At 64.8% G+C, this 24,632-nt stretch carries 24 protein-coding genes; 9 read left to right on the forward strand and 15 right to left on the reverse strand.

Annotation, left to right across the window (positions count from 1 at the left end):
* Nucleotides 1-390: a PPOX class F420-dependent oxidoreductase gene (locus ABG82_RS05890; RefSeq protein WP_043080159.1), complete on the reverse strand. Its 390-nt coding sequence runs from the start codon at nucleotides 388-390 to the stop codon at nucleotides 1-3.
* A 106-nt stretch (nucleotides 391-496) separates the two neighbouring features.
* Here ABG82_RS05890 and ABG82_RS05895 point away from each other — a divergent pair, with 106 nt between their 5' ends.
* Together ABG82_RS05895 and ABG82_RS05900 are read left to right on the forward strand one after the other, a co-directional pair.
* Nucleotides 497-1,216: an MBL fold metallo-hydrolase gene (locus ABG82_RS05895; RefSeq protein ID WP_043080160.1), complete on the forward strand. Its 720-nt coding sequence runs from the start codon at nucleotides 497-499 to the stop codon at nucleotides 1,214-1,216.
* A gap of 74 nt (nucleotides 1,217-1,290) precedes the next feature.
* Nucleotides 1,291-1,902 carry a sensor domain-containing protein gene (locus ABG82_RS05900; protein ID WP_043080189.1) on the forward strand — a complete coding sequence of 204 codons (612 nt, stop codon included), beginning with the start codon at nucleotides 1,291-1,293 and terminating at the stop codon, nucleotides 1,900-1,902.
* 40 nt (nucleotides 1,903-1,942) lie between these two features.
* On the opposite strand, the gene ABG82_RS05905 is transcribed toward ABG82_RS05900, so the two are convergent.
* Nucleotides 1,943-3,139, reverse strand: a complete 1,197-nt coding sequence (locus tag ABG82_RS05905; protein WP_043080161.1) for a benzoate/H(+) symporter BenE family transporter — start codon at nucleotides 3,137-3,139, stop codon at nucleotides 1,943-1,945.
* A 56-nt stretch (nucleotides 3,140-3,195) separates the two neighbouring features.
* On the opposite strand from ABG82_RS05905, the gene ABG82_RS05910 reads away from it, so the two are divergent.
* On the forward strand, nucleotides 3,196-3,711 hold the full coding sequence (locus ABG82_RS05910; RefSeq protein WP_043080162.1) for a helix-turn-helix domain-containing protein: 516 nt from the start codon (nucleotides 3,196-3,198) through the stop codon (nucleotides 3,709-3,711).
* A 76-nt stretch (nucleotides 3,712-3,787) separates the two neighbouring features.
* On the opposite strand, the gene ABG82_RS05915 is transcribed toward ABG82_RS05910, so the two are convergent.
* Both ABG82_RS05915 and ABG82_RS05920 read right to left on the reverse strand, forming a co-directional pair.
* Nucleotides 3,788-4,099 (reverse strand): hypothetical protein, encoded by a 312-nt coding sequence (locus ABG82_RS05915; protein WP_043080163.1) that lies wholly within the window; start codon nucleotides 4,097-4,099, stop codon nucleotides 3,788-3,790.
* Between the two features lie 270 nt (nucleotides 4,100-4,369).
* Nucleotides 4,370-4,693 (reverse strand): hypothetical protein, encoded by a 324-nt coding sequence (locus ABG82_RS05920; protein ID WP_043080164.1) that lies wholly within the window; start codon nucleotides 4,691-4,693, stop codon nucleotides 4,370-4,372.
* Between the two features lie 96 nt (nucleotides 4,694-4,789).
* Between ABG82_RS05920 and ABG82_RS05925 the strand changes: the two genes are divergently transcribed.
* A complete protein-coding gene (locus ABG82_RS05925; RefSeq protein WP_043080165.1) occupies nucleotides 4,790-5,485 on the forward strand; it encodes a DUF5642 family protein in 696 nt (231 codons plus the stop codon).
* On the opposite strand, the gene ABG82_RS05930 is transcribed toward ABG82_RS05925, so the two are convergent.
* A complete protein-coding gene (locus ABG82_RS05930) occupies nucleotides 5,482-6,084 on the reverse strand; it encodes an alpha-ketoglutarate-dependent dioxygenase AlkB family protein (RefSeq protein ID WP_043080166.1) in 603 nt (200 codons plus the stop codon). The two genes, ABG82_RS05925 and ABG82_RS05930, sit on opposite strands and share 4 nt — an antisense overlap.
* 53 nt (nucleotides 6,085-6,137) lie before the next feature.
* On the opposite strand from ABG82_RS05930, the gene arcA reads away from it, so the two are divergent.
* Nucleotides 6,138-7,352, forward strand: coding sequence for an arginine deiminase (arcA, locus tag ABG82_RS05935; protein WP_043080167.1), 1,215 nt, complete (start codon nucleotides 6,138-6,140; stop codon nucleotides 7,350-7,352).
* On the opposite strand, the gene ABG82_RS05940 is transcribed toward arcA, so the two are convergent.
* On the reverse strand, nucleotides 7,349-8,890 hold the full coding sequence (locus ABG82_RS05940; protein ID WP_043080168.1) for a dolichyl-phosphate-mannose--protein mannosyltransferase: 1,542 nt from the start codon (nucleotides 8,888-8,890) through the stop codon (nucleotides 7,349-7,351). The genes arcA and ABG82_RS05940 overlap by 4 nt on opposite strands.
* Nucleotides 8,891-8,974: 84 nt before the next feature.
* Between ABG82_RS05940 and rsmI the strand changes: the two genes are divergently transcribed.
* A complete protein-coding gene (rsmI, locus tag ABG82_RS05945) occupies nucleotides 8,975-9,811 on the forward strand; it encodes a 16S rRNA (cytidine(1402)-2'-O)-methyltransferase (RefSeq protein WP_043080169.1) in 837 nt (278 codons plus the stop codon).
* Here the strand turns inward: rsmI and ABG82_RS05950 are convergent.
* The 5 genes from ABG82_RS05950 to metG form a co-directional block, all read right to left on the reverse strand.
* Entirely contained in the window at nucleotides 9,795-11,060 is a 1,266-nt protein-coding gene (locus tag ABG82_RS05950) for an aminodeoxychorismate synthase component I (RefSeq protein ID WP_043080170.1), read from the reverse strand. The two genes, rsmI and ABG82_RS05950, sit on opposite strands and share 17 nt — an antisense overlap.
* A gap of 4 nt (nucleotides 11,061-11,064) precedes the next feature.
* Nucleotides 11,065-11,883, reverse strand: coding sequence for a GNAT family N-acetyltransferase (locus tag ABG82_RS05955; RefSeq protein WP_043080171.1), 819 nt, complete (start codon nucleotides 11,881-11,883; stop codon nucleotides 11,065-11,067).
* A 40-nt stretch (nucleotides 11,884-11,923) separates the two neighbouring features.
* Nucleotides 11,924-12,829 (reverse strand): RNA polymerase sigma-70 factor, encoded by a 906-nt coding sequence (locus tag ABG82_RS05960; RefSeq protein WP_043080172.1) that lies wholly within the window; start codon nucleotides 12,827-12,829, stop codon nucleotides 11,924-11,926.
* Nucleotides 12,830-12,831: 2 nt separating this feature from the next.
* Nucleotides 12,832-13,989, reverse strand: coding sequence for an NAD(P)/FAD-dependent oxidoreductase (locus ABG82_RS05965; RefSeq protein WP_043080173.1), 1,158 nt, complete (start codon nucleotides 13,987-13,989; stop codon nucleotides 12,832-12,834).
* A gap of 90 nt (nucleotides 13,990-14,079) precedes the next feature.
* On the reverse strand, nucleotides 14,080-15,651 hold the full coding sequence (metG, locus tag ABG82_RS05970) for a methionine--tRNA ligase (protein WP_043080174.1): 1,572 nt from the start codon (nucleotides 15,649-15,651) through the stop codon (nucleotides 14,080-14,082).
* A gap of 31 nt (nucleotides 15,652-15,682) precedes the next feature.
* On the opposite strand from metG, the gene ABG82_RS05975 reads away from it, so the two are divergent.
* The 3 genes from ABG82_RS05975 (at nucleotide 15,683) to rsmA (ending at nucleotide 18,629) form a co-directional block, all read left to right on the forward strand.
* Nucleotides 15,683-16,558: a TatD family hydrolase gene (locus ABG82_RS05975; protein WP_043080175.1), complete on the forward strand. Its 876-nt coding sequence runs from the start codon at nucleotides 15,683-15,685 to the stop codon at nucleotides 16,556-16,558.
* A gap of 83 nt (nucleotides 16,559-16,641) precedes the next feature.
* Nucleotides 16,642-17,769, forward strand: coding sequence for a resuscitation-promoting factor (locus ABG82_RS05980; protein ID WP_043080176.1), 1,128 nt, complete (start codon nucleotides 16,642-16,644; stop codon nucleotides 17,767-17,769).
* The gene (gene rsmA, locus ABG82_RS05985) at nucleotides 17,733-18,629 is read left to right on the forward strand and encodes a 16S rRNA (adenine(1518)-N(6)/adenine(1519)-N(6))-dimethyltransferase RsmA (RefSeq protein ID WP_043080190.1); all 897 of its coding nucleotides are present in this window, start codon (nucleotides 17,733-17,735) and stop codon (nucleotides 18,627-18,629) included. The genes ABG82_RS05980 and rsmA overlap by 37 nt, the downstream gene beginning before the upstream one ends.
* A 92-nt stretch (nucleotides 18,630-18,721) precedes the next feature.
* Here the strand turns inward: rsmA and ABG82_RS05990 are convergent, their stop codons facing one another.
* Genes ABG82_RS05990 through ABG82_RS06005 form a run of 4 tightly spaced genes read right to left on the reverse strand, consistent with a single transcriptional unit; the run spans nucleotide 18,722 to nucleotide 24,413 of the window.
* A complete protein-coding gene (locus ABG82_RS05990; protein ID WP_052511132.1) occupies nucleotides 18,722-20,206 on the reverse strand; it encodes an amino acid permease in 1,485 nt (494 codons plus the stop codon).
* 19 nt (nucleotides 20,207-20,225) lie between these two features.
* Complete coding sequence (locus tag ABG82_RS05995; RefSeq protein WP_043080178.1) at nucleotides 20,226-21,029, reverse strand: serine/threonine-protein kinase; 804 nt, start codon at nucleotides 21,027-21,029, stop codon at nucleotides 20,226-20,228.
* Between the two features lie 46 nt (nucleotides 21,030-21,075).
* Nucleotides 21,076-24,021 carry an MMPL/RND family transporter gene (locus tag ABG82_RS06000; RefSeq protein WP_043080179.1) on the reverse strand — a complete coding sequence of 982 codons (2,946 nt, stop codon included), beginning with the start codon at nucleotides 24,019-24,021 and terminating at the stop codon, nucleotides 21,076-21,078.
* A complete protein-coding gene (locus tag ABG82_RS06005) occupies nucleotides 24,018-24,413 on the reverse strand; it encodes an MmpS family transport accessory protein (RefSeq protein ID WP_005118317.1) in 396 nt (131 codons plus the stop codon). The genes ABG82_RS06000 and ABG82_RS06005 overlap by 4 nt, the downstream gene beginning before the upstream one ends.
* Nucleotides 24,414-24,632 lie beyond the last annotated feature (219 nt).

The raw sequence follows: 24,632 nt of genomic DNA on the forward strand, positions 1-24,632 counted from the left end.
CTACTGCCCCGCGGGGGAGATTTCGATGGCGACGGATGCCCGTTGCCGACGGGTCACCCAGACCCCGAATTCACTCAACGGTCCCAGCAACCAATACTTGCGGTTGAGGATCTTGCGCACCCGTGAGCTGTCGGCGAACTCGAGAACGCGGGCAGTACCCTCGACCACCGGCGAGCCTGCGGTGAGCCTCCCGCGCACGTCGCACGGCTGCAAGGTCACCGCAGGATTCCGGCGGACGCGCTTGACCTTGTAGGCGCCGACCTCCGAGAAGAAGTAGAGCTTGCCGGAGTCGGGAGCGATCCACACCGGAATGGACACCGCAGTCCCGTCCTTACGGTAGCTCGTGAATGACACGTAGTTGGCTCGGCCGACCACATCCCAATCGGTCATCGTTGTCTCCCTTGCTTTTTACTTACTCTCCGATTCTGGCGTACGGGACGACCGGCCGCATAGCGGTGGTGGGGGATGGGCATGTCCGGCACGTAGCGTGATTGACGTGCCATCTCCAGATCTGCAGCAGCTCACCGCATCCTTGTTCCGCCTGCGTATCCCGGGTGAACGGGCGTATCTGTTGAACTGCTATCTGTGGCAGGGGCCGGACGGCGTGACGCTCATCGACACCGGCTGGCCCGATAGTGCCAAGCTGATCGAACAGGCACTGCGTCGTCTCGGTAGCAGTCGCGCGGACGTCACGCGGATCGTGCTCACGCACTTTCACGAGGACCACGTGGGGTCGGCCGCCGAGATCGCCGCCTGGTCGGGGGCCGAGGTAATTGCCGGAGTACCCGACTCGGCCTTTATCAGCGGCGAATGCTACGGGCCGGTGCCCGAATTGACGCCCGGCGAACGGGCCTTGCGCCCGGAGTTCGTGGAGCCGCCGCACGGACCGGTCTGTCGCGTGGACCGCATGGTCGGGGACGGCGACGTCCTGGGGTTCGCGGGCGGCGCACAAGTCATCGCGGTGCCCGGCCACACGCCGGGGAGCATCGCGCTGTACCTGCCCGCAGCCGAGGCGGTGTTGACCGGTGACGCGGTCGCCGAGTTCAACGGGCAGGTCATCCTCGGTGTCTTCAATATCGATCGCGTGGCCGCCATGAACTCGCTGAGTGGGCTCGCTGCCACCGGCGCCACGATCGCCGGTTTCGGCCACGGTGAGGCTGTCTTGCGGAACGCCGGTATGCGCATCGCTGCGGCCATCGATCCATTCGGCACGTGATCTGTCCCACTTTCCAGCGTGTTCCCAGGTTGACCGTCCACACTTCTAAGGTGACGCGGAGATGGTGGGCCGGGTTGGGCCTTCTCGCTAGTGCCGTCGTGGCAGGCTGCTCGCAGCCGGTGAGTCCCGCCGCGGAAAAACCGCCCGCACCTGAGCTCACCGAATTGAAAATCGATGCCGCTGCGGCGGATTCGCTGTTCGCGGGGCTCGATGAGGTCAAGTCGTTGGGTTTCCCGACGGCAGACACGACACATACCGATACCGCGCCGGTCTATGGGCCGGCCATCAATCCCGCGGACCCGTGTGGCACGTTGCACGCGACGGCGCAGGGTGATCTGGGCGATGGTTGGCAGGCATTCCGCCAGCTCAACGTCGCCAGTACGAGCGACGCCCGCCAGACGCTGCATGAGACCGTCGCGATTTTTCCGGACAAGCCCGCCGCGCAAGCCGAATTCCAGCGGCTGACAGAGGCATTCAACAAGTGCAAGGCGCAGTCGGCCGGTGCGTACTCATTCGGTATGCGTAGCGCGATCACGCTCTCGTGGTCCGATAACACCGGGGCGACGCGCGTCTACACCACGGGCAACGTGGTGTACGGGGTGACATCCTCGGGTGCGGCCGACAATGCCGAGGTCGCCGGTCAGGTCGCCAACCAGCTGAAGACAAACATCATCGACCCTGCTTAGAACCGCCGGGCCATCGTGCCGGGGCTGCTGTAGATACGCGTCAGTCCCCGGCGCTCACCGCTTCGCGGACGGAACCCGGATTGAGTAACCGATGCGCGACAACACCTATCACCAGCGCCCAGAACGCCGCACCGACGCCGGCCACCGTGGTCCCCGATGCCGCCACGACCAGAGTCAATGTTGCGGGTAGCCGCGCCGACTCCGTGGACATGGCACCGGCGCAGGCGCCGGCGAAAGCGCTCAGCAGCGCCACGCCCGCCACGGCTTGCACAATGCCGGCTGGCGCGGCGAGCACCGCCGCGGTCAGCCCGGTAGAGAGCAGGCCGAGTCCGCAATACGTTGCCCCCGTTGTGAAGCCGGCGATCCAGCGGCGCCGCGGATTCGGGTCGGCGTCCGGTGCGGCGGCCAGTGCCGCGCTGATCGCGGCCAGGTTGACGGCGTGTCCGCCGAACGGCGAGGCCAGCAGTGAACCGATTCCCGTCACGGTCAGCGTGGGGCGCCAAGGGACCTGATAGCCGAACCCCGCCATCACCGCGACACCCGGGATGTTCTGCGCCGCCATGGTCACGATGTACAGGGGCAGCGCGATACCGGTGAGAGCCTGCATGGTGAGGTTCGGTGCCGTGAACTGCACGTGGGGGATCCACGCGGAAGGCATGGGCGCGCTGTGATCTCGGACGAGGGCCACCGCGATCACCACGAGTGCGGTAGCGAACGCAGCAGGCACCGCCCACCGGGGGCGAAGGACAAGCACCACTACCCACGCCACCAGTACCGGTGCGATCGCGCCGGGATTGTGCGCCAGTGCGGTAACGGGCGCGATGCACAAGGGGAGTAACACCCCGGCGAGCATCGCCTGTGCGACGGGATTGGGGATTCGGGTGACCAGGCGTGCGAGTGCGGGCCAGAGTCCTGTCGCCAGTAGCAATATCGCGCTGACCGCGAAGGCCCCGACGGCGGCCGGCCAACCGCCGGCCACGGAACCGGTGGTGATTAGCAGCGCTGCCCCTGGCGTCGACCACGCGCTGGTGATCGGCATCCGGTATCGCCACGACAGCAGCATGGACGCCGATCCCATTGCCACGCTCAACGCCAGCAGGCCCGATGCCGCCTGTGCGGGATTCGCGCCGGCTGCTCGTAGGCCCGCGAGCACCACCGCGAAAGACGAGGTGAAGCCGACCAATGCGCAGACCACACCCGCGCTGATCGGCACGGCCGTCGAGACGCTCTGCTCCATACACGTCCTTCGTTCTGAATACGGAACGTTCTGTTTACGGAACGTAGCATGGGAGGGTGGACGCGAAAGATATCGGCCGCCGGCTGCGGGAGTTACGAAACGAGCGGGGCCTGAGCCTTTCGGAACTGGCCCGCCGGGCCGGGGTGGGTAAGGGATCGATATCCGAGATCGAGTCGGGTGCGCGCAATCCCACGGTCGAGACCCTGTATGCGCTCTGCGAGCCCCTCGACGTGCCGCTTACCGCGCTGGTCGGCGAGCATCCGGGCACACATTCGGCGGCACGCGGCGGAATGCGCACGGTGCTGTTGTCGGCGCGGCGCCTGCCCCAGCTCACTGTCGAGGTTTTTCGGCTGGAATTCCCTTCTGGTGCAGAGCATGTCTCGCCGTCGCATGGCGCGGGCGTGCGCGAGCACTTCACGGTGGTGGACGGCAAGGTGCTCGCGGGACCCGTGGGTGAGGAGACCTTGGTTGAGGTGGGAGCAACGGCAACCTGGCTCAGCGATCGGCGTCATCGCTTCGCGGCCATCGACGGTGCCGCGGAGGCGGTGGTGGTGATCACCACGCCGCGCTGACGGCAGGCCACGCGCGTGCCCACAGACGACGATGGCCCGGGCTGGTAGCCCGGGCCATCGTGAGATTCTGCTGGTTTCAGCAGCTCAGTGCGACATGCGCGACCTTGCGGTCGATTGTCGGCACCGTGGTGGGGTTGTTGCGCACGTCCCGGGCCGGCTGCACATTGCTCACCGGCGACTCCTGGGTGACCGATTCAACGGTGCACTTGCTCAGGTCGGCGGCGCCCGTCTTCGAGACGATCACCCGGTACCCGTTGGACTTGAGGTCATTGATGACAGCGTTGGCATCGCCCGATCCCGACGGTCCGGCGAGCGCGACACTTGCCGATCCCAGCGACGCCCCAATGACGCCAGCTGCGGCAATACCTGCAAATAACAACTTCTTCACGATTTCACTCCTCTCTCCTCACTCCTCGTGGCCTCGCTGTTACCGGAATGTTCCCGAATACCACACCAAGGCCCGATCCCCGACTCGCCAAATCATCAACGTCCGTGAATCTGTCCTGTCCAACGCGGTAATACTCAGATTGATTCCCAGTCGTGAGAATTGACACCAAATTCATAGACTCGCCTGCGTCCGCTCTTAGGTCGCGATGGGTGCGATCGTCCCGGCCGGGCAGACTTCAGCGAACTGGCAAATGTAGTTAGGTAAGGCTAACTAGACGTTGCAGTTAAGGGAGATGTAGACCAGGCGGTGATCCAGCACCCGCACCGGCATCAGTAGCCATTTTCCGCTGGGCATCCAGGTCCGCTGATACTCGGTGCGGTAGACGTCCTGCCCGTTGCGGATGTTGGAGACGGTGCACTTGTTGGTGGGCCCGTTGCCGCTGCGGTCGATGATGACCTGGTAACCCTGGGACTGATACTGGTTGATGACCGATTGCGCGTCATCGGCGAGCGCCGTCGCGGGGGTAAGGGCCATCAGAGCGCCGACGCCCACTGCCGTCGCGCACAGCTGACGCAACCTAACCGCCGTCTTCATCTCACACCGTCCTCACAGTCTTTAACTCTGGGCCACACAGACATTGTTCCCTATAGGTGCCATCGATTTTTCGTTCCGAATCGATACAGTGGCCGGGTGTTGAAGCCGGTGACCGTCAAGAGCTGGGGAATCTGGGCCACCTGTGCGCTTGCGCTCGTTGCCGTGTTGGTGGCCGGGTGTGGCCGATCCGTCCAGAATCCCGTCAATCACAACATCAAGATCGGAAACATCGCCGCGCTGAAGAGCGAGTTCGGGCCCGATTTCACGGTGAAGAGCATGGAGCCGGCGGGAATGGATCCCAAGCTGCTCTCGCCGGCCCCTTTGCCTCCGGGGGTGACGGTAGACCCCCCGGGCTGTGCCAAGTACAGCGGCGGCAGCGCCGTGCCCGGCGGGCTCAAGGGAAACATGGCGGCGTTGACCGCGACAGGTGCCGGGAATCAGTACGTGGCCGTTGCCGTCGAGACCTCGCAGGAGGTCCCCTTCGATCCGGCGGTATCCGCGGACTGCAAGAAGGTTGGTTTTCGTGGCAATGGGATTGCGGGGCAGACCGAGGTGATCGACGCGCCTGCCATTGACGGCGCGCGCACCCTGGGCATGAAACGCGATGTGCTCAGCGGTACGTCGGGCAGGGCGATAGGCCAGGAAGTGCTGAACTATTCGGCATACCTGGGCCGCTACATGGTGGTGGTGACGGTCAGCCCGATCGCGGTCGGAAATGTCCCGCCCGCACTGCCCGACGGCAAGCGTGCCGCGGATCTTCTGGTCAAGGCTGTCGCGGCGGTGCGCACTTAACGCACATCGCGAGGCCGGTACTGCAGGCTGATTCGTGGCCCCACCGGTTTGGACGTCTTCGGAATGGCGTGCTCCCAGGTTCGTTGGCATGAGCCGCCCATCACTAACAGGTCGCCGTGGCCGACGCTGATGCGGATCGATTCGCCGCCGAGGCGTGGTCGCAGGGCGAAAGTGCGTGTGGCGCCAATGCTTACGATCGCGACCATGGTGTCCTCGCGCAGGCCGCGGCCTACGGTGTCGCCGTGCCAGGCGACACTGTCGGTGCCGTCGCGGTACTGACACAGGCCGACCGTGGTGAATGGTTCGCCGAGTTCGCCGGTGTACTCGCCGTTGAGTCGGTCGCAGATCGTCTCCAGCACCGGATGTGGCGGTGGGCCCGCGGTCAGGTCGTGAAAGCTGACCAGCCGGGGTACGTCCAGCGTGCGGTCGTACATGCGGCGGCGCTCGGCACGCCAGGGCACCTGGGTCAATAGCTGGCCCATGAGATTGTCCGCACGTCCGAGCCATTCGTGGTGCACCTCAAGCCAAGCGCCGCCGGCCAACTCGCGGCGCGGGACCTGCGGTGCGCCGAACAATGATGCTTGAACCGCGTGTGTCACACCCCCATGGTATCGCACACATGTTCGATTGCATGGCAAGCTAACGTCTTCTCATGACGGATGTCCCGGTACTGGGTGCGAATTCGGAGGTGGGGCGGCTGCGGGTGGTCGTGTTGCACCGGCCCGGCGACGAGCTCAAGCGGTTGACTCCGCGCAACAACGATCAGCTGCTGTTCGACGGCCTGCCCTGGGTGGCGCGCGCCCAAGAGGAGCACGACGCCTTTGCTGAGGTGCTGCGTTCACGTGGTGTCGAAGTGCTGCTGCTCTCTGATTTGTTGCGCGAGGCCCTCGCCAGCGGCGCGGCCCGGGTGCAGGGTATCTCGGCGGCTGTCAACGCGCGCAGGCTCGGTTATGCACTGGCACAGGATCTTTCGGAATACTTGCGGTCACTGGACGCTGCCGATCTGGCATACGTGCTGATGTGTGGCATGACGTTCGACGAGCTGCCGGTGGGTGGCACGGTGGCCCAGCCGTCGCTGGTGCGGACCATGCATCACGGGTCGGACTTCGTCATCGAGCCGCTGCCGAACCTGCTGTTCACCCGCGACTCGTCGTTCTGGATCGGGTGCAAGTTCGCGATCACCTCGCTGGCGCTGCCGGCGCGGGTGCGCGAGACGTCGTTGACCGACCTGATCTACGCGCATCATCCGAGATTCCTTGGGGTGCGGCGCGCCTATGAGTCGCATTCGGCACCGGTGGAGGGTGGCGACGTGCTGCTGCTGGGCCCCGGTGTGGTGGCCGTTGGGGTAGGGGAGCGCACCACTCCTGCCGGTGCGGAAGCCCTGGCGCGCAGTCTATTCGACGACGGCCTGGCCCACACCGTGCTCGCGGTGCCCATCGCGCAGGAGCGCGCGTCGATGCATCTGGACACCGTCTGCACCATGGTCGACACCGACGCCGTCGTGATGTATCCGGCGATCCAAGATTCGCTGTCGGCGTTCACCATCCGGCGCACCGACGGCGGCGTCAGCATTTCGGGTTCCGAGCCGTTCGTCGAGGCCGCGGCGGACGCGATGGGCATCGGGAAGCTACGTGTCATCGATACCGGGCTGGACCCGGTGACCGCCGAGCGAGAGCAGTGGGACGACGGCAACAACACGCTGGCGGTGGCGCCCGGTGTCGTCGTCGCCTACGAGCGCAACGTGGAAACCAATGCGCGCCTGGAAGCTTCGGGTGTAGAGGTGCTCGCGATCTCGGCCTCGGAACTGGGTACCGGCCGGGGCGGGCCCCGGTGTATGTCCTGCCCGGTGTCGCGCGATCTGCTCTAGCGCCAGCTGGGCAGCCACATCTCCATGTTCCACATGAACGGCGAGATCGCGGCTCCGGTGAGGATCGGGTACAGCCAGGCGAAGTTGGTGACCACCAGCGCCACATAGAACGTCGCGAGGAACATGCGCAACGTCTTTCGCTCGGGGTTGGCCGTCGGTCTGCGCAGGAAGTCGCCGATGATGAACGCGATCATCATCACCAGGAACGGCACCATCGGCGCGGCATAGAAGAAGTACATCTGCCGGTCGATGTTGATGAACCAGGGCAGCCACCCCGAGCAGTAACCGACCAGTGCCGCCGCGTACCGCCAGTCACGCCGTACCACCGTCGCCCACGTGGCCCACAGCAGCACCGGCACCGCCAGCCACCAGATGGCCGGTGTACCTACCAACAACACCGCGCGCACACAGGAATTGGCGCCGCATCCGGGGATGTTCTTGTCCTCGATGGCGTAGAGCAGCGGCCGCAGCGACATCGGCCAGGTCCACGGTTTTGATTCCCAGGGATGGTGATTTCCGTTGGAATTGGTCAGCGTCGAATGGAACGTGTACACGCTGTGGGTGTAGTACCAGAGCGAGCGCAGGGCATCGGGCATCCATCCGCCGACGCCGATCTGCCGGCCCTCAGCATGCCGATTGATGCCCGTCTCGGAGGCGAACCAGGACCAGTACGAGGCCAGGTAAATGAAGAACGGAATGACCAGCAGCGCATACAAGGCGGGCCCCAGATCGCGCACCGCGGTACCGGCCCAGGGGCGCTGCACGCCGTAGGCACGACGCGCCGCGATGTCGAAGGCAATGCACAGCACACCGAAGAATGCGATGAAGTACAGACCCGACCATTTAGTGCCGCAAGCCAATCCGAGCAGGATGCCGGCACCGAAGCGCCACCACCGGATGCCCAGGCGCGGACCCCACGGGGTGTCACCGATGCGGCCCTCGAGATACGCGTGGTAGAGCCGTTCCCGAACTTGGTCCCTATCGACGATGAGCGCACCGAAGGCGGCGACCACGAAAAGCACCTGGTACACGTCCAGCAGCGCGGTGCGGGCAGTGACGAAGCTGACCCCGTCCGCGATCAACAGCACGCCGGCGATGGCGCCCACCATGGTGGACCGGCTGATCCGGCGGGCGATCCGGGCGACCAGCAACACCAGGATGGTGCCGGAGAGCGCGGCGGCGAACCGCCAGCCGAAGGGGTCGTATCCGAAGAGCCATTCGCCGAGGGCGATCATCTGTTTGCCGACGGGTGGATGGACCACGAGCCCGTAGCCGGGGTTGTCCTCGACGCCGTTGTTGGTGACGACCTGCCAGCCCTGCGGCACGTAGTGCTTCTCGTCGAACACGGGGGTGCCGCGATCGGTCAGGGCACCGAGATTGATGAACCGGGTCAGTGCCGCAATCACCGTGATGACGGCGGTCATCACCCAGCCCCGGAGGCGGTCGGTCGGCCCGAAGTCCGCGGGCGGTATCCGGGGCCCGGGGGACTGGAGATCCGACTCGGCTGCCGGGGTCGGCAGGGTTGCGGGCGCGGTCACACGCACGATCGTAGGGGAGGCCCGCGACCGGCAGCGTGGTGCGGCGGGCGGCAGCGGCAGCGACGGGGGATTTAGTCTTGCGGGATGGGGTACTTGCTGCTGGCGGCCACACCGCTCGGAGAACCCGGCGATGCCTCGCCCCGATTGCGGGAGGCGCTGGCTAAGACATCGGTGGTGGCGGCCGAGGACACCCGGCGAGTCCGGGCTCTCGCGAAGTCGCTGGACGTGCAGATCAGCGGCCAGATCATCAGTTTTTACGACCAGAACGAGGCCAGCCGTATCGAGCCGCTGCTGGCCGATCTGGAGGCCGGCTACGACGTGCTGGTGGTGACTGATGCGGGGATGCCGTCGATCAGTGATCCGGGCTACCGCCTGGTGGCCGCGTGCGTGAAACAGGGGATACCGGTCAAATGCTTGCCCGGGCCGTCGGCGGTGACGACGGCGCTGGCTGTTTCGGGGCTGCCGGTGGATCGCTTCTGTTTCGAGGGGTTCGCGCCGCGCAAGCAGGGCCCGCGGCGCCGATGGCTCGCCGAGCTGGTGGCTGAGCCCCGTACGTGTGTGTTCTTCGAATCGCCGCGGCGGCTCGCCGAGACGCTGGTCGACGCGGTTCAGGTGCTGGGTCCGGAGCGTCGCGCCGCGGTCTGTCGTGAGCTGACCAAGACTCACGAGGAGGTGCTGCGGGGCACGCTGCGCGAGTTGGTGGCCTGGGCCGAGAGCAATGAGGTGCTCGGCGAGATCACCGTGGTACTCGACGGCGGCCGCCCTGCCGTCCCCGAGATCGAAACCTTGGTGGCCCGGGTCGAGGAGCTGATGGACGACGGCATGGGGCTGCGTGAGTCGTGTGCGACGGCCATCGGCGAGTCCGGTGCGACGCTGTCACGGCGCGACCTCTATGACGCGGTGGTCAAAGCGCGGGCTTGAGCCCGCGGCGGAGTGGAGCGATCGCGGTGAGATCGACGGTGGCGGCGGCCTTGTGTAGGCACTCCTGCCATTCGGCGTCGGCGTCGGAGTCGGCGGTGATGCCGCCACCGACTCCCAGCACCACACCGCGATCCGGTGCGATCTCAACGGTGCGAATCGCGACGTTGAGTTCCAGACCGGCCGCGGGGGACAGCATCCCGACGGTGCCGCAGTACACCCCGCGGTGATCCGATTCCCACTGTCGGAGAAGTTGGCGTGCACGGGTTTTCGGTGTCCCGGTCACCGACGCCGGTGGGAAGGTGGCGGCCAGCAGGTCGCGGGCGGTGGCTTCCGCGGGCACCTTGGCGGCAACGGTCGACACCAGGTGCCAGACGCCCGGCGCCGGATGAACTGCCAGCAGCTCGGGGACGGTGACCGTTCCGGTATCGGCGATGCGTCCCAGGTCGTTGCGCACCAGGTCGGTGATCATCACGTTCTCGGCGACGTCCTTGATGGAGGTCAACAGCGCGGCGGGATCCTCGGTCGCCGCGATAGTTCCTTTGATGGGACTGGAGTAGACGTCGGTTCCGTTGCGCCGCAAGAATAATTCGGGAGACAATGAGGCGATCGCACCCCACATGCCGGATAGGTAGGCGGCGCGAGCCGGCGAGGTTCGGGTCACGGCATCGGCGAAGAAGTCCAGTGATTCGCCCGTCAGGGCGCCGCGGAACTGCGTGCACACGCAAGCCTGGTACACCTCACCCGCGGCGATGGCTTCCAGGCAGCGGCCGACGGCACCGCGGTGGTGTGCGCGATCAGGGGGCGTCCAGTCGATGAACCATGGCTCGGGATCACGTGTATGGACGACGGCATGCAGAATCCACTCTGGACATTCTTGATCTGAAAGGCTTTCGTACCACCAGCATTCGTCTTCATCGAGGCGCAGCACCATATTGGTCCAACCGCCTGCCGCGGCCGGAAGGCGTTGAGATCGGCCGGCAGCGGCGCGGTCCGGATACCCCAGATAACCGATCCATCCACCGCCCACAGCGCCGGGAGGAACGGGGCCGACCTGAGAGAGCTTGTCGTTGAACGCTTGTCGCGGCAGGACTGGGCGGGTGGGCAGCGACGGTGCGATGATCGCGCGTGAGCCGTACCACGAACCGGTGAGCGCGGCGGGGGCCGGCCGCCCCATCTCACGCGCGGTGACGGCCAGCGATCGCAGCACGGCTGGCGGGTCGCCGAGATCGCCGAGCTGCTGAACACGCATTGATCTAGTTTCGCAGACCCTTCACCAGAATCGCGCGGGTGTACAGCAGTGAGAAGCCTTGACGCTGGGTGTTCTGCTGAGATTTCGAACCGGGCTGGGTGGTGACCACCGCCAGATCCGCACCGTCCCGGGCGGCTTCGTGCAGGCGCGTGGTCAGCAGGGCCGTCTGGATGCCATGGCGGCGATGCGGTGCCGCGGTCGCCGCGCCGTTGAGCTGGGCCACTCCGTCGAGCAGACGCATGCTCGCGCCACCGGCGACGGCGCCGTCGCGCAGCGCGATGTACCGCCGTTCGCCCGGCACGGTCGACAGTGCGCCGATCGCCTGGGAAAGCACCTCCCGCGGAAACGATTCATGGGATGGCACCCCCTGGTCGTCCGGTACCGCGAACCCGTCGACCACCACGTCAAGCCATGTCGCCAGCTCGTCTACCCCGCTGTGACGAACCGAGATGCCATCCGCGACGACGGGGGCGGAAACGCCTACCAGCGCGAGTCCGAGCACGTCCTCGAACGACACCAGCAGATAGCCCCGCGCGGTCAGCAGCTCGCAGAGTGCCGGATCGGCCAGGCTGGCGACCTCGGCCTGCACTGGGGTGTCGCGGGCGGCGAATTCGCCCTCGACCGCGTCGAGCTCGGATTCGCTTGGGATACCGCCGAACCCGAGTCCCGCGATCTTGTTCATGGGGGAGCCGGGCCCGGCGTATGACGCGACACCTCCTGCCAGTGGGATCACCAGACCGTCGCCGGATCGCGCGGTGCCGGCGGCCATGGTGTCGGCTTCGGCGCGCTCGATGCGCGCGGCCGTGTCGATATCGCAGAACACGGGCGTGATTGTGTCCGATAACCCGAGGGGCCGCTACTGGTTATCTGCTGATGTGGCGCGTGATTTCGGCGGTGGCCAGTTTGTCGGGGTTCCGGATGGCAAAGATGTGTGCCACCTTGCCGTCCGCGATGGAGACCGCGAGCACGACATCGAGGCGCCCTTCGGTGTAGATCAGCAATGCCGGTGTGCTGTTGAAGGTGCTGAATTCCATCCGCACATCCGGGAACTCGGCGGCGGCCCGCGATAGCCCGATGGCCACCCGGGCCACCCTGTCGGCGCCGTACACCGGTCGTCGTGCCGCGCTGACCTTGCCGCCGCCGTCGGATGTCCACACCGCGTCGGGGGCGAGCATCTCCACCAGCGCCTCGACATCGCCACCGGCCGCCGCGAGCAGGAACTTGGTGGTGAGTTCTTCGGCCTGTTGGTCGGTGGGTGTGAACCGGCGCCGCCGCGATTGCACATGTTCGCGGGCGCGGTGCGCCATCTGGCGCACCGCCGCCTCGGACTTGCCTACTGTGGAAGCGATTTCGCCGTACTCGAAGCCGAAGACCTCGCGCATGACAAACACCGCCCGCTCGTCCGGTGCCAGGGTTTCCAGCACCACGAGCATGGCCATGGAGACCGATTCGGCCAGCACCACGTCGGTCGAGGCGTCCTTCTCGCCGTCGTCGTAGGCAATGCGCACCGGCTCGGGCAACCATGGCCCCACGTACTCCTCACGGCGACGGCTATTGGCGCGCAGGGTATTCAGTGCTTGCCGGCTGACGATCTGCGCCAGATAGGCCTTGATGTCGGTCACCGTGGCCAAATCCACCTGCGCCCACCGCAGATAGCTCTCCTGCAGTACGTCGTCGGCTTCCGTTGCGGAACCCAGCATTTCGTACGCGATGGTGAACAGCAGCGGGCGCAGGTGGGTGAACAGCTCGGCGTGAGCGGTACCGGACACCGCTATGCCCGCGCCGCGAGGGCCTCGGCGCGCTTGCCGCCCTGCGGCCAGTAGTACCAGCTGGGGTGCTTGGCCGCGGTGGCCAGGATGGAAAGCGTTCCGTTGCAGACCATCTCCTTGATGGCCGCGCCCGTGCGTCCACCCACGTACAACTTGCGGGGGGTGTCGTCGGTGTGGCCCACCTGGATGACGGCGGCGCGCCTGCCGATGCTCACGTTCTGTCCGGTGAAGATCTGCGTGCGCGCCTCGGGTTGCAGGCCCTGGACCAGCGCGAGCACCGTCTTGACGGCCCGGGCGGCCAGCGGCCCGGCAGCTTGGCAGCTCATCCGCAGCGGAACCCCCGACGGGCTGGCGGCGTCGCCCGCGGCGATGATGCGCGGGCTATCGACGCTCACCAGGGTCTCGTCGGTGAGTAACCGGCCCAGCGCGTCCGTGCTCAGCCCGCTCTCGGCGGCCAGCCGCGGCACGCCGAACCCCGCCGTCCACACCGTCAGTGCGCTGTTCAGCACCCGGCCGTCGGACAGCGTCACCGTGTCCTCATCGACCCGAACCACGGTGGCCGGAGCCAGCACCTCGACGCCGAGCTTGGCCAGTTGCTTGGCCGCCGCCCGCTGGGCCGGCTCGCCGAGGGAGGGCAGCAGCTGTGCGCCGCACACCAGGCTGACGGTGCGCCCGGCTTCGGCGAGTTCCCCGGCCAGCTCCACACCGGTCAGCCCCGCACCCACGATCACGATGGGCGCCTGCGGCGTCAGCTGCTCGTACCGGGCACGTACCTGCTGGGCGTGTTCGAATTCGTTGATGGACAGCGCGTGTTCGGCCACGCCGGGGATGTCGGGGGTTGTTGTGGTGCTGCCCACGGCGTAGACGAGATAGTCGTAGGGCAGCACCGCGCCCGAGGCCAGTTCCAGCTTCTGGGCGCCGGCGTCGATGTGGGTGACCGTGTCGACGACGAGCCGGATGGAGGGGTTGAGCAGCTTCTTGTACTCGGCGGTCGCGGGTGCGTTCCCGGCCACCAGCTGATGCAGGCGGATGCGCTCCACGAAGTGCGGCCGCGGGTTCACGAGGGTCACGGTCAGGTTCTCGTTGGCGAGCAATTGGTTGGCCGCCAGGGTTCCCGCGTAACCCCCGCCGATCACGATCACGTGCGTGTTCTCGGTCATTTCGGTGACTTCCTTTCAGTCGCTGATGCCCTTAAGACACCGGGGCGACGAAATCTGTGACAGACCGTGACCGGGCTCACACTCGGTGGCCTACTTGGGCACCTGATACTTCGGGAACACGCCCGTCGGTGCGGGCAGGCTGACGCCGGGCTTCAGCCGTGTCCCGATGGCGGCGAAGTCCCGCTGGTCTTCGGACTGGCCCAGCAGATCGAGGAGCTTGGCGGCCGACTCGGGCATCACCGGCTGCACCAACAGCGCGACAATCCGGACCACCTCAAGCGTGGTGTACAGCACGGTGCCGAATCGCTGCTGATCGGCTGCGGCGCCGTCCGCCTGGAGGCTCTTGGCCAACACCCACGGCTCCTGCGCGGAGAAATACCGGTTACTGGCGCCCAGCACCTGCCAGATCGCCTCCAGCGCCAGATGCATGGCGGGCACCTCGAAATGCTCGCGGGCCTGCTCCAAGAGCTTGTCGGCAGCGTCCAGCAGCTCCAGGTCTTCCGCGGCGAATTCGCCCGGTTGCGGCACGACTCCGCCGAGATTCTTGGCCACCATCGACAGTGAGCGCTGCGCCAGGTTGCCCAATTCGTTGGCCAGGTCGGCGTTGATCCGGTTGATTAGTCCTTCTTCGGTGTAGCTGCCGTCTTGGCCGAACGGCACCTCGCGCAACAGGAAGTAGCGCACCTGGTCCAGACCAAAGGTATTGACCAGGTTGATGGGGTCGACGACATTGCCGATCGACTTGCTCATCTTCTCGCCCTTGTTGGTCAGGAAGCCGTGCGCGAAAACCCGCTTGGGCAGTTCAATTCCGGCCGACATCAGGAAGGCGGGCCAGTACACGGTGTGGAACCGGATGATGTCCTTGCCGATCATGTGGACGTGGGCCGGCCAGTAGCGCCCGAACAGCTCCGAATCGGTATCGGGGTAGCCGACTCCGGTCAGGTAGTTGGTGAGCGCGTCCACCCACACGTACATGACGTGTTCGGGGTTATCGGGTACCGGCACACCCCAGTCGAAGGTGGTGCGCGAGATGGATAGGTCGCGCAGCCCGCCGGAGACGAAGCTGACCACCTCGTTGCGCCGCACATCGGGACCGATGAATTCGGGATGTGCCGCGTAGTGCGCCAGCAGCTTGTCCTGGTACGCCGAGAGCCTGAAGAAGTAGGAATGCTCCTCGGTCCAGTCGACCGGCGTGCCCGTCGCGGTGGCGGTGCGGGTGCCATCGGGGGCGACCGTGGTCTCCGCGTCGGTGTAATACGCCTCGTCGCGCACCGAGTACCAGCCGGAGTAGGTGTCCAGGTAGATGTCGCCGTTGTCGGCCATCCTGCGCCAGATCGCCTTCGAGGCCTCGTAATGATCCGGATCGGTGGTGCGGATGAATCGGTCGAACGAGATGTTGAGCGTGCGCTGCAGTGCCTCGAACACATCGGAGTTGCGTCGGGCGAGCTCTGCCGTCGGGATTCCGGCCGCGGCGGCCGTCTGCGCCACCTTCAGGCCGTGCTCGTCGGTGCCCGTGAGATAGCGCACGTCGAAGCCGTCCAGTCGTTTGAACCGGGCGACGGAATCGGTCGCGACGTACTCATATGCGTGTCCGATGTGCGGTTCGCCGTTCGGGTACGCGATGGCGGTGGTGATGTAGAACGGATCCAATGATTCAGGCATGGTGGGAGCAACTTTATAGACTGGTGTTCTGATGACGCCCGGCAATAAGAGGCAAGCCCCGCCCGACCCCGAGCCGTTGACGCCCCTCATCGACGCCCACACCCATCTGGATGCCTGCGGCGCCGTCACGGCAGCGGATGTGCGCGCCATGGTCGATCACGCGGAGTCCGTCGGTGTCGGACGAGTGGTCACGGTCGCCGACGACCTGGATTCGGCCCGCTGGGCGGTATCGGCCGCGGACGCCGACCCGCGCGTCTATGCCGCGGTGGCGCTGCACCCCACTCGCGCGGGCGACCTCACGCAGGATGCGCGTGCCGAATTGGAGAAGCTAGCCGCACATCCCCGGGTGGTGGCCATTGGGGAGACCGGGTTGGACCTCTACTGGCCGGGCCGTTTGGAGGGCTGCGCGGAGCCATCGGTTCAGCGTGAGGCGTTTGCTTGGCATATCGAGCTCGCGAAGCGGACGGGCAAACCGCTGATGATTCACAACCGTGATGCCGACGCCGAAGTGCTCGACGTACTCAAGGCGGAGGGCGCGCCGGCCTCGGTTATCTTCCATTGCTTCTCGTCGGATGCCGAGATGGCGAAAAAATGCGTCGCTGAGGGCTGGATCCTGAGTTTGTCGGGGACGGTCAGCTTCAAGAACGCCCGCGCTCTACAGGAGGCCGCCGCGCTCATTCCCGACGAACAACTGCTGGTAGAGACCGATGCGCCCTATCTGACGCCGCATCCATACCGTGGTGCGCCCAATGAGCCGTACTGCCTGCCGTACACCGTCCGGGCCCTGGCAGAAATAACTGGGCGAACAGCCGACAGGTTAGCGAGGGCCTCATCTGCGACCGCGATCACGGTGTTCAAGATCGTTGATGAGTTGCCCCCACGCGATGCTTTCGTTACCGTGTCGTGATCAATGAGGATGATTATCAGCCGAATTTCGTTGTCCGAAATCCGGTATCGAGGCTCCGAAACGAACGCAGGAAACCCCTACTCGTGAATGCACTGACGAAGCTCAACGCAACGCGATCGCCCTTGCTACGCGCCCTTGTGGCCGCCCTGCTGGTGGTGATCGGCGCGGGCGGCGGCTACGCCATCGCTGCGCACAAGACTCTGACTCTCAACGTCGACGGAAACGCCATGACGGTCACGACCGTCAAGTCCCAGGTGTCCGAGGTTCTCGCCGACTACGGATACGCATTGTCCGATCGCGATGATGTCGCCCCCGCCAAGCACGATTCGGTGCGCGACGGCGACACCATCATGTTGAAGCGTTCGCGTCCGCTGGACATCTCGGTGGACGGGCAGGGCACCCAGCAGGTGTGGACCACTGCCAGCACCGTGAACGATGCGCTGTCGCAGTTGTCGATGACCGACACCGCGCCGACCGCCGCCACCCGCGGCAGCCGCCTCCCGCTGGAAGGCATGTCGCTGGCCGTGGTGAGCGCCAAGACCGTCCAACTCAACGACGGTGGAGCCATCAGCACCCCACGCATCGCCGCCCCCACGGTGGGCGCGCTACTGGAAGCCACGGGTAACCCGCTGCAGCAGTTCGACACGGTCGATCCCGCACCGAGCACTCCGGTGACCGCGGATATGCCGATCACCGTGACGCGTATCCGCGTCAGCCGGGTGACCGAGCAGGCTCCGCTCGCGCCGACCCCGCAGAAGATCGAAGACCCCGAGATGAACATGAGCCGCTCGGTGGTCCAGGATCCGGGCGCCCCCGGCACTCAGGACATCGTGTACTCGGTGCTCTCGGTCAACGGCCGCGAGACCGGCCGCATGCCGGTGTCCAACAACGTCCTCACCCCGGCGCGCGATTCGGTGCTGCGCGTGGGTGCCAAGCCCGGCACCGAGGTGCCCACCGTGACGCGCGGCGGGGCTTGGGACGCACTGGCGCAGTGCGAGGCCGGCGGCAACTGGGCCATCAACACCGGCAACGGTTTCTACGGCGGCGTGCAGTTCGACTTCGGCACTTGGCTGGCGCATGGTGGCGGTAAGTACGCGCCCCGCGCCGATCTCGCGACACGCGAGGAACAGATCGCGATCGCGGAGAAGACACTGTCGGCGCAGGGTTGGGGCGCCTGGCCGGTGTGCAGCGCGAGAGTTGGTGCCCGCTGACCATCAGGCTGCTCGGCCGTACCGAGATCCGACAACTGGCCAAGGATCTCGATTTCCGACCGACGAAGACGCTGGGCCAGAACTTCGTTCATGACGCCAACACCATTCGCCGGATCGTTTCGGCATCGGGTGTGGGTAAGGGTGACCACGTTATCGAGGTGGGGCCCGGTCTGGGCTCGTTGACGCTGGGCCTGCTCGACAAGGGTGCCGCGGTGACCGCGGTCGAGGTAGACCCCGTGCTGGCGCGGCGCCTGCCGGCCACTATCAAGGAACATTCGCACAGCGAGTTCAACCGGTTCTCGGTGATTCATCAGGATGTTCTGAACCTGACCCCCGCCGATATCCAGGGCGAGCCGACGGCGATGGTGGCGAATCTGCCGTACAACGTCGCGGTACCCGCGCTGCTGCGTATCTTGACCGAATTCGATTCGGTGAAAACCATTTTGGTGATGGTCCAGTCTGAGGTTGCCGATCGTCTGACCGCCGAGCCGGGCTCGCGGATCTACGGGGTACCCAGCGTGAAGGTGCGCTACTTCGGCAAGGTGAAGCGGCTGGGCACGGTGTCGCCCGCGGTCTTCTGGCCGATCCCGCGGGTGTATTCGGGATTGGTGCGCATCGATCGCCACCCGGATGCGGCCTGGCCGTCCGATGCCGGGTTCCGCAAGGAACTCTTCGATCTCATCGATATCTCGTTCGCGCAGCGCCGCAAGACATCTCGCAATGCTTTTGCCGAATGGGCGGGCTCGGGTGATGAGTCGGCGCGCCGGCTGCTGGCCGCAAGCATCGACCCCGCACGGCGCGGTGAGACGCTGGATGTCGCTGATTTCGCGCGCCTGCTGGAGCGTTCGGCGATCGGCTAGATCTGCCCGTGATCTCTCGCCGAGATGACATCTACGAACGTATTTCCTGAGAGAGGGTGTCTCTCAATGTCATCTCGGCGCTAGGGAGCGCCCTATTTGTCGCCGAGGTTGGGTGGGTCGTCCATCATCGGCGTCTCCGCGATCACGGGGTAGGCGCCGGTGTAGCCCACCCGCTCCTGTGCGAGCCGCAGCACCCGATCCTTCTGCAGGTACCAGCCGATGATCAGCAGCGGTGTAAAGATGCCGATAGCCACCAGGTTCCAATAATTTTCGTAACACATCAAGGCGAGTACCGCGATGAGGAAAACGACGGTGGCGTACCCGGTATAGGGGGCGCCGGGCATCTGAAACTTGCCGCGCTTCAAGATCCCGCGCTGCGACCACTGGAACAGGCGCAGCTGGCAGATGACGATGGTGGCCCACGAGGCGAGGATGCCCAGGGCTGCGACGTCGAGTGCGGTCTCAAAGGCCTTGGCGGGGATGACCATGTTCATGAACACGCCCAAGACGGTGAACGATCCGGTGAGCAGAATGCCGGGGTAGGGCACGCCGCCCGATGACATCCGTGAAAGAAAGGACGGCGCACTGCCGTTCATGGACATCGAGCGCAAGATGCGGCCGGTGCTGTACAGCCCGGCGTTCAGGCTCGACAGTGCCGCGGTGAGCACCACGAAGTTCATGACGTCGCCGGCGTGCGGAACCCCGACCCGGGCGAAGAAGGTGACGAACGGGCTTTCCCCGGCCTTGTATGTGGTGTACGGCAGCAACAGCGCCAGCAGTACCAGTGACCCGACGTAGAAGATGGCGATGCGGAACACCACGGCGTTGATGGCCTTGGGCATCACCTTTTCCGGGTTCTCGGTCTCGCCGGCCGCGGTGCCCACCAGTTCCACTGAGGCATAGGCGAACACCACTCCGGAGGTGATGACCACCAGCGCCAGCAGGCCGTTCGGAAATAGTCCGCCGTTGTCGGCGACCACGGACAGACCGGTGGTGGAGCCGTCGACGGTGAACCTACCGGCCAGGAATACGATGCCGAAGATCAGGAAAGCCACCAGTGCAACGACTTTGATCAGCGCCGCCCAGAATTCCATTTCGCCGAAGAGTTTCACGCTGATCATGTTCATGGTGAGCACGATGATGAGGGCGATGAGTGCGATGACCCATTGCGGCACCGCCTTGAAGGCACCCCAGTAGTGCATGTACAGCGCGACGGCGGTCACATCCACGATCGAGGTCGAGGCCCAGTTGACGAAACACATCCACCCCGCAACGTATGCGGCCTTCTCGCCAAGGAATTCACGTGCGTAGGACACGAAGGATCCAGATGAGGGGCGGTGCAACACCAGCTCGCCGAGCGCGCGGAGCATGAAGAAGACGAACAACCCACAGATCGCGTACACAATGAACAAGCCGGGCCCGGCACTATTCAGCCGGCCACCGGCGCCCATGAACAGGCCGGTACCGATGGCGCCGCCGATCCCGATCATTTGGACTTGGCGGTTCTTCAAGCCTTTGTGATATCCCTCGTCCTCCCGAGTGAGGGCCGACACATCGTAATTAGCTGGAGACGCCATGGGGCGACGGTACCGGGGATTAGGTCATCGCGTGTGTCAAAAGTGTTATGAACTCCGTACATGTCGGGTAGCGGCTTAACGGATCCTTGGACATTGCCTTGGCGACGATCGAATCGAAAGCTCGGGGGATGTGTTTATGGCGATATGAGATTGGCCACGGCGTGGCGTTGAGATGCATATCTGCGAGTTTGAGCATGGTGCGGGCGGTGAACGGAGGTTTGCCATCGAATAGCTCGACGGCGGTGCAGGCCAGCGCATATTGATCGGTGGCGGCCGTCACGGGTTGCCCGCGCAGCACCTCCGGTGCGGCGTAGGGCAGTGAGGTGTGCACGACGGGTCGTCGGGGCCCGTCGGCCAGGGCGAGCTCCTGGGCGATGCCGAAGTCGGTGAGTACGGCATCGCCTGAGATCCTGCGCATGATGTTCGACGGCTTCACGTCACAGTGCACGACCTGCGCCTCGTGGATGTAGTCGAGCGCCCCGGCGATCTGTTGTAAGACAGTCAGTTTGATCGAGATGATCCAGCGCTGATCCGTGCTCGCGAGGTCTTTCGCCGAGCCGCCGGTGAGTGCCTCCATGGTCAGCCAGTCCTCGCCGCGTTCGTAGACGGTGATGATGCGCGGATGTGAAAACTGTTGGGCGAAATCGAATTCACGGTGTAGGCGGTCGATGTTTTCGGGATTTCGATGCCGCGGTTCCAGTATCTTCAGGGCGACCTCACGCCGGTCCGCCACGCGGTGCGCGAGGTAGACCTGGGCTGTCCCGCCACGGCCCGCGAGAGCGTCGATGACGTAGCCGCAAAACTCATCACCCGGTACCGGCATACACCGAGGGTGTCACGAGTCGCCGGTAATGGTGCAGTGATTCGGTTCAGTACGCCGGTCGGGGAAACTCTGTGGTCGCGAGATCCGGTCCAGCGCCTACGGGTGCGGGCGCCGGGGGAGGCGGTGCGGAATTCGGTTGCGGTGTCCGGGGCGGCGGCAGCGGGCGGGTGCGCACATTCAGCGGCCACCAGAACCAGCGCCCAAGGATGGTCGCGATGGCCGGTGTCATGAATGACCGCACCACCAGGGTGTCGAACAGCAGGCCAAGGCCGATCGTGGTGCCCACCTGGCCGATGATGGTCAGGTCGCTGATGGCCATGGCCATCATGGTGAAGGCGAAGACCAGGCCGGCCGAGGTGACCACACTTCCGGTGCCGCCCATGGCCCGGATCATGCCCGTCTTCAGGCCGCCGGGCAGCTCTTCCTTAAGCCGGGAAACCAGCAGCAGGTTGTAGTCCGAGCCCACCGCCAGCAGCACGATGATTGCCATTTGCATGACCATCCAGTGCAGTTCCTTGCCCAGGATGTACTGCCAGATGATGACCGAGAGACCGAATGATGCTCCCAGGGAGAGCAACACGGTCCCGACGATCACCAGCGAGGCCACGAAGCTGCGCGTGATGAGCAGCATGATCAGGAAGATCAGGCACAGCGCGGAGATGCCGGCGATCATCAGGTCGTAACGCGCGCCCTCGGCCATGTCATGGAATGTCGCTGCGGTACCGCCGAGTTCGATCTTGGCGTCTTCGAGGGGCGTGCCCTTGACCGCTTCAACGGCCGCCAACTTGATCGGCTCGATGTGCGAAAGCCCTTCCGGCGTGGTGGGATCGCCGCGGTGGGAGATGATCATGCGCAGCGTCTTGCCGTCGGGAGACAGGAACATCTTGAGGCCGCGCTTGAAATCCGGGTTGTCGAAGATCTCGGGCGGCAGATAGAAGGAGTCGTCGTTCTTGGCCTTATCGAACGCCCGGCCCATGGCCGTCGAGTCCTTGCTGGTCTCGTCCTGCAGGTTGTACATGCCGGCCATGGTGCTGTGCATCGTCAGCATCATGTCCTGCATGGACTCCATGAGCGGGATCATGTCCCGCATGTCCTCGACCATCTTGGGCATGATGAGGTCCATCTTCTCCATGGACACGATCATGCCGTCCATGTTGTCGGTGAGGTCGTCGATCTTGTCCAGTACCTCGAAGATCGAACGGAACGCCTGACATACCGGGATGTCGAAGCAGTGCTTCTCCCAATAGAAGTAGTTCTTGATGGGGCGGAACCAGTCATCGAAATTCTCGATGCTGTCCCGCATGTCATGGATCGTGCCCTGCAGGGTGTGCATATCGGCGATCATCTGGTGCATCACGCCGGTGAGCTCGGTCATGTTGGCCAGCATCTTTTTCATGGTGGCCACCATGACGCCCATCTTGTCGGCCTGGACCTTCATATCGGCCATGCGGTCTTTCAGCAGCTTCATGTTCTGCACCTGGCCGACGCCTTGGGCACTGATGAGGAAGGGGATGGAGCTGTGTTCGATCGGTGTGCCCTGTGGGCGGGTAATCGCTTGCACGCGTGCGATTCCCGGAACCCGGTAAACGGCCTTGGCAAGCTTGTCGATCACCAAGAAGTCCGCCGAATTCCGCATATCGTGGTCGGACTCCAGGATCAGCATCTCCGGGTTCATCCGGGCCGGATCGAAGTGCCGGTCGGCGGCCTGGAATCCCTGGTTGGCGGGGATGTCCTTCGGAATGTACTTCTTATCGTCGTAGCTGGTCTTGTAGCCGGGCAGCGCGGCCAGGCCGATGATGGCGATGGCCATCGAGGCGGCCAGGATGGGGCCGGGCCAGCGCGTGATGGCCGCGCCGATACGACGCCAGGTGCGAATGCGCATGGCGCGCTTGGGTTCGAAGAGTCCGAACTTGCTGCCGATGGTGATCAGCGAGGGACCCACGGTGAGGGCGACGGCGACGGCCGTCAGGACCGCTACGGCGCAGGGCACACCCATGGTCTGGAAGTAGGGCATGCGGGTGAAGCTCAGGCAGTACATGGCGCCCGCGATGGTCGATCCGGTGCCCAAGATGACATGTGCTGTGCCATGGAACATCTCGTAGTACGCGGCCTCGCTGTCGAGCCCATTGGCTCGTGCTTCTTGATACCGCCCGATCAAGAAGATGGCGTAGTCGGTTCCGGCCGCGATGACCAGCACCACAAGCAGGTTCACCGCGAAGGTAGATAGCCCGATGATGTGGTTATCGCCCAGTACCGAGATCATTCCGCGTGCGGCGCCCAGCTGGATGCCCACCATGAGGAGCACCATGAGCACGGTGAAGAGCGACCGATAGAAGAACAGCAGCATCACGATGATGACGATGAACGTCAGCCCGGTGATCTTGAGCATGCTGCTGTCGCCGGCGTGGCCCATATCGGCCTGGAGAGCGGCCGCGCCCGTGACGTACACCTTGAGGCCGTCGGGCATGGGCTTGGCGTTGCCGTGTTCATCTGTCGTGAGTTTTTTGACGATGTCGCGAACGGCTTCGATCGATTCGTTGGCGAGCGTCTCACCCATGTCGCCGGAGAGGTTCACCTGGACGTAGGTGGCCTTGCCGTCGGTGCTTTGCGCCCCGGACTCGGTGAGCGGATCACCCCAGAAATCCTGAACGTGCTGAACATGTTTGGTGTCGGCACGCAGTTTCGACACCATCTCGTCGTAGAACTTGTGCGAGCCGGGCCCCAGGGGCTGGTCACCCTCGAGCACGATCATGGTGACGCTGTTGGAGTCGGACTCCTGGAAGAGCCGCCCCATGTTCTTCATGGCCTTCATGGAGGGCGCGTCGGACGGGCTCAGTGAAACGGCGTTCTCTTGGCCCACCTGTTCCAGCTGTGGTGCCGAGAGCGCCAGGATGACGACGAGAGCTATCCAGGCGATGACAATGGGGACCGACAGGCGCCGGATCCATTTGGCCACGAAGGTGGGCTCACCCTTTGTGTGCGCCCCGCTCATGCGGACTTCACAAAGCAGTAGACGTAGGCGCTCACCTCGTTGGTATACCTCTCGTCTTTTTTCTCGTCATTGGCCGTGATGCGGCAACCCAATCCATCGGCGTTGCGGGTTTGCGCCAGGATGTTGCCCGTCATCGACGGCGCGGTCGTGATGATCTCGATCGACCACGGTAGCGTCGCCCCGTTGATTTGGTGGGGCTCCCCTTCCTTGTCGATGTAGTTGATGTCGGCAATGGTGCCGGGCGGGCCGAAGATTTCGTAGAGGACATGCTTGGGCTTGGAGTTGTTTTTGTCGTCGGTCATGCTGCCGGCGTAGGTGGGCAGCTGATGCGAGCCGAAGATGCCACGAATCCGCCAGACCGCGAAGCCTGCGATGACCAGGACGAGGACCATCACCACCGGGATCCAAGCCCGCTTCAGAACGCCAAAAATCGCAGGACCCCTTCACCCGTTGCTGTAGATCAGATCGCTTACTGCGGACCAGCGGAGCAGCAATGCTTCACCTGCAGGGCATCAGGGTGAGCTGCTGACCAAAAACACATGAAGCATTCAATTCTTAACGCATGACATGTGCGTTATGGGGAACCTACCAGTGGGTTCATGCACCCGCAA

Source organism: Mycobacteroides immunogenum (assembly GCF_001605725.1).
Classification (GTDB): Bacteria; Actinomycetota; Actinomycetes; order Mycobacteriales; family Mycobacteriaceae; genus Mycobacterium; species Mycobacterium immunogenum.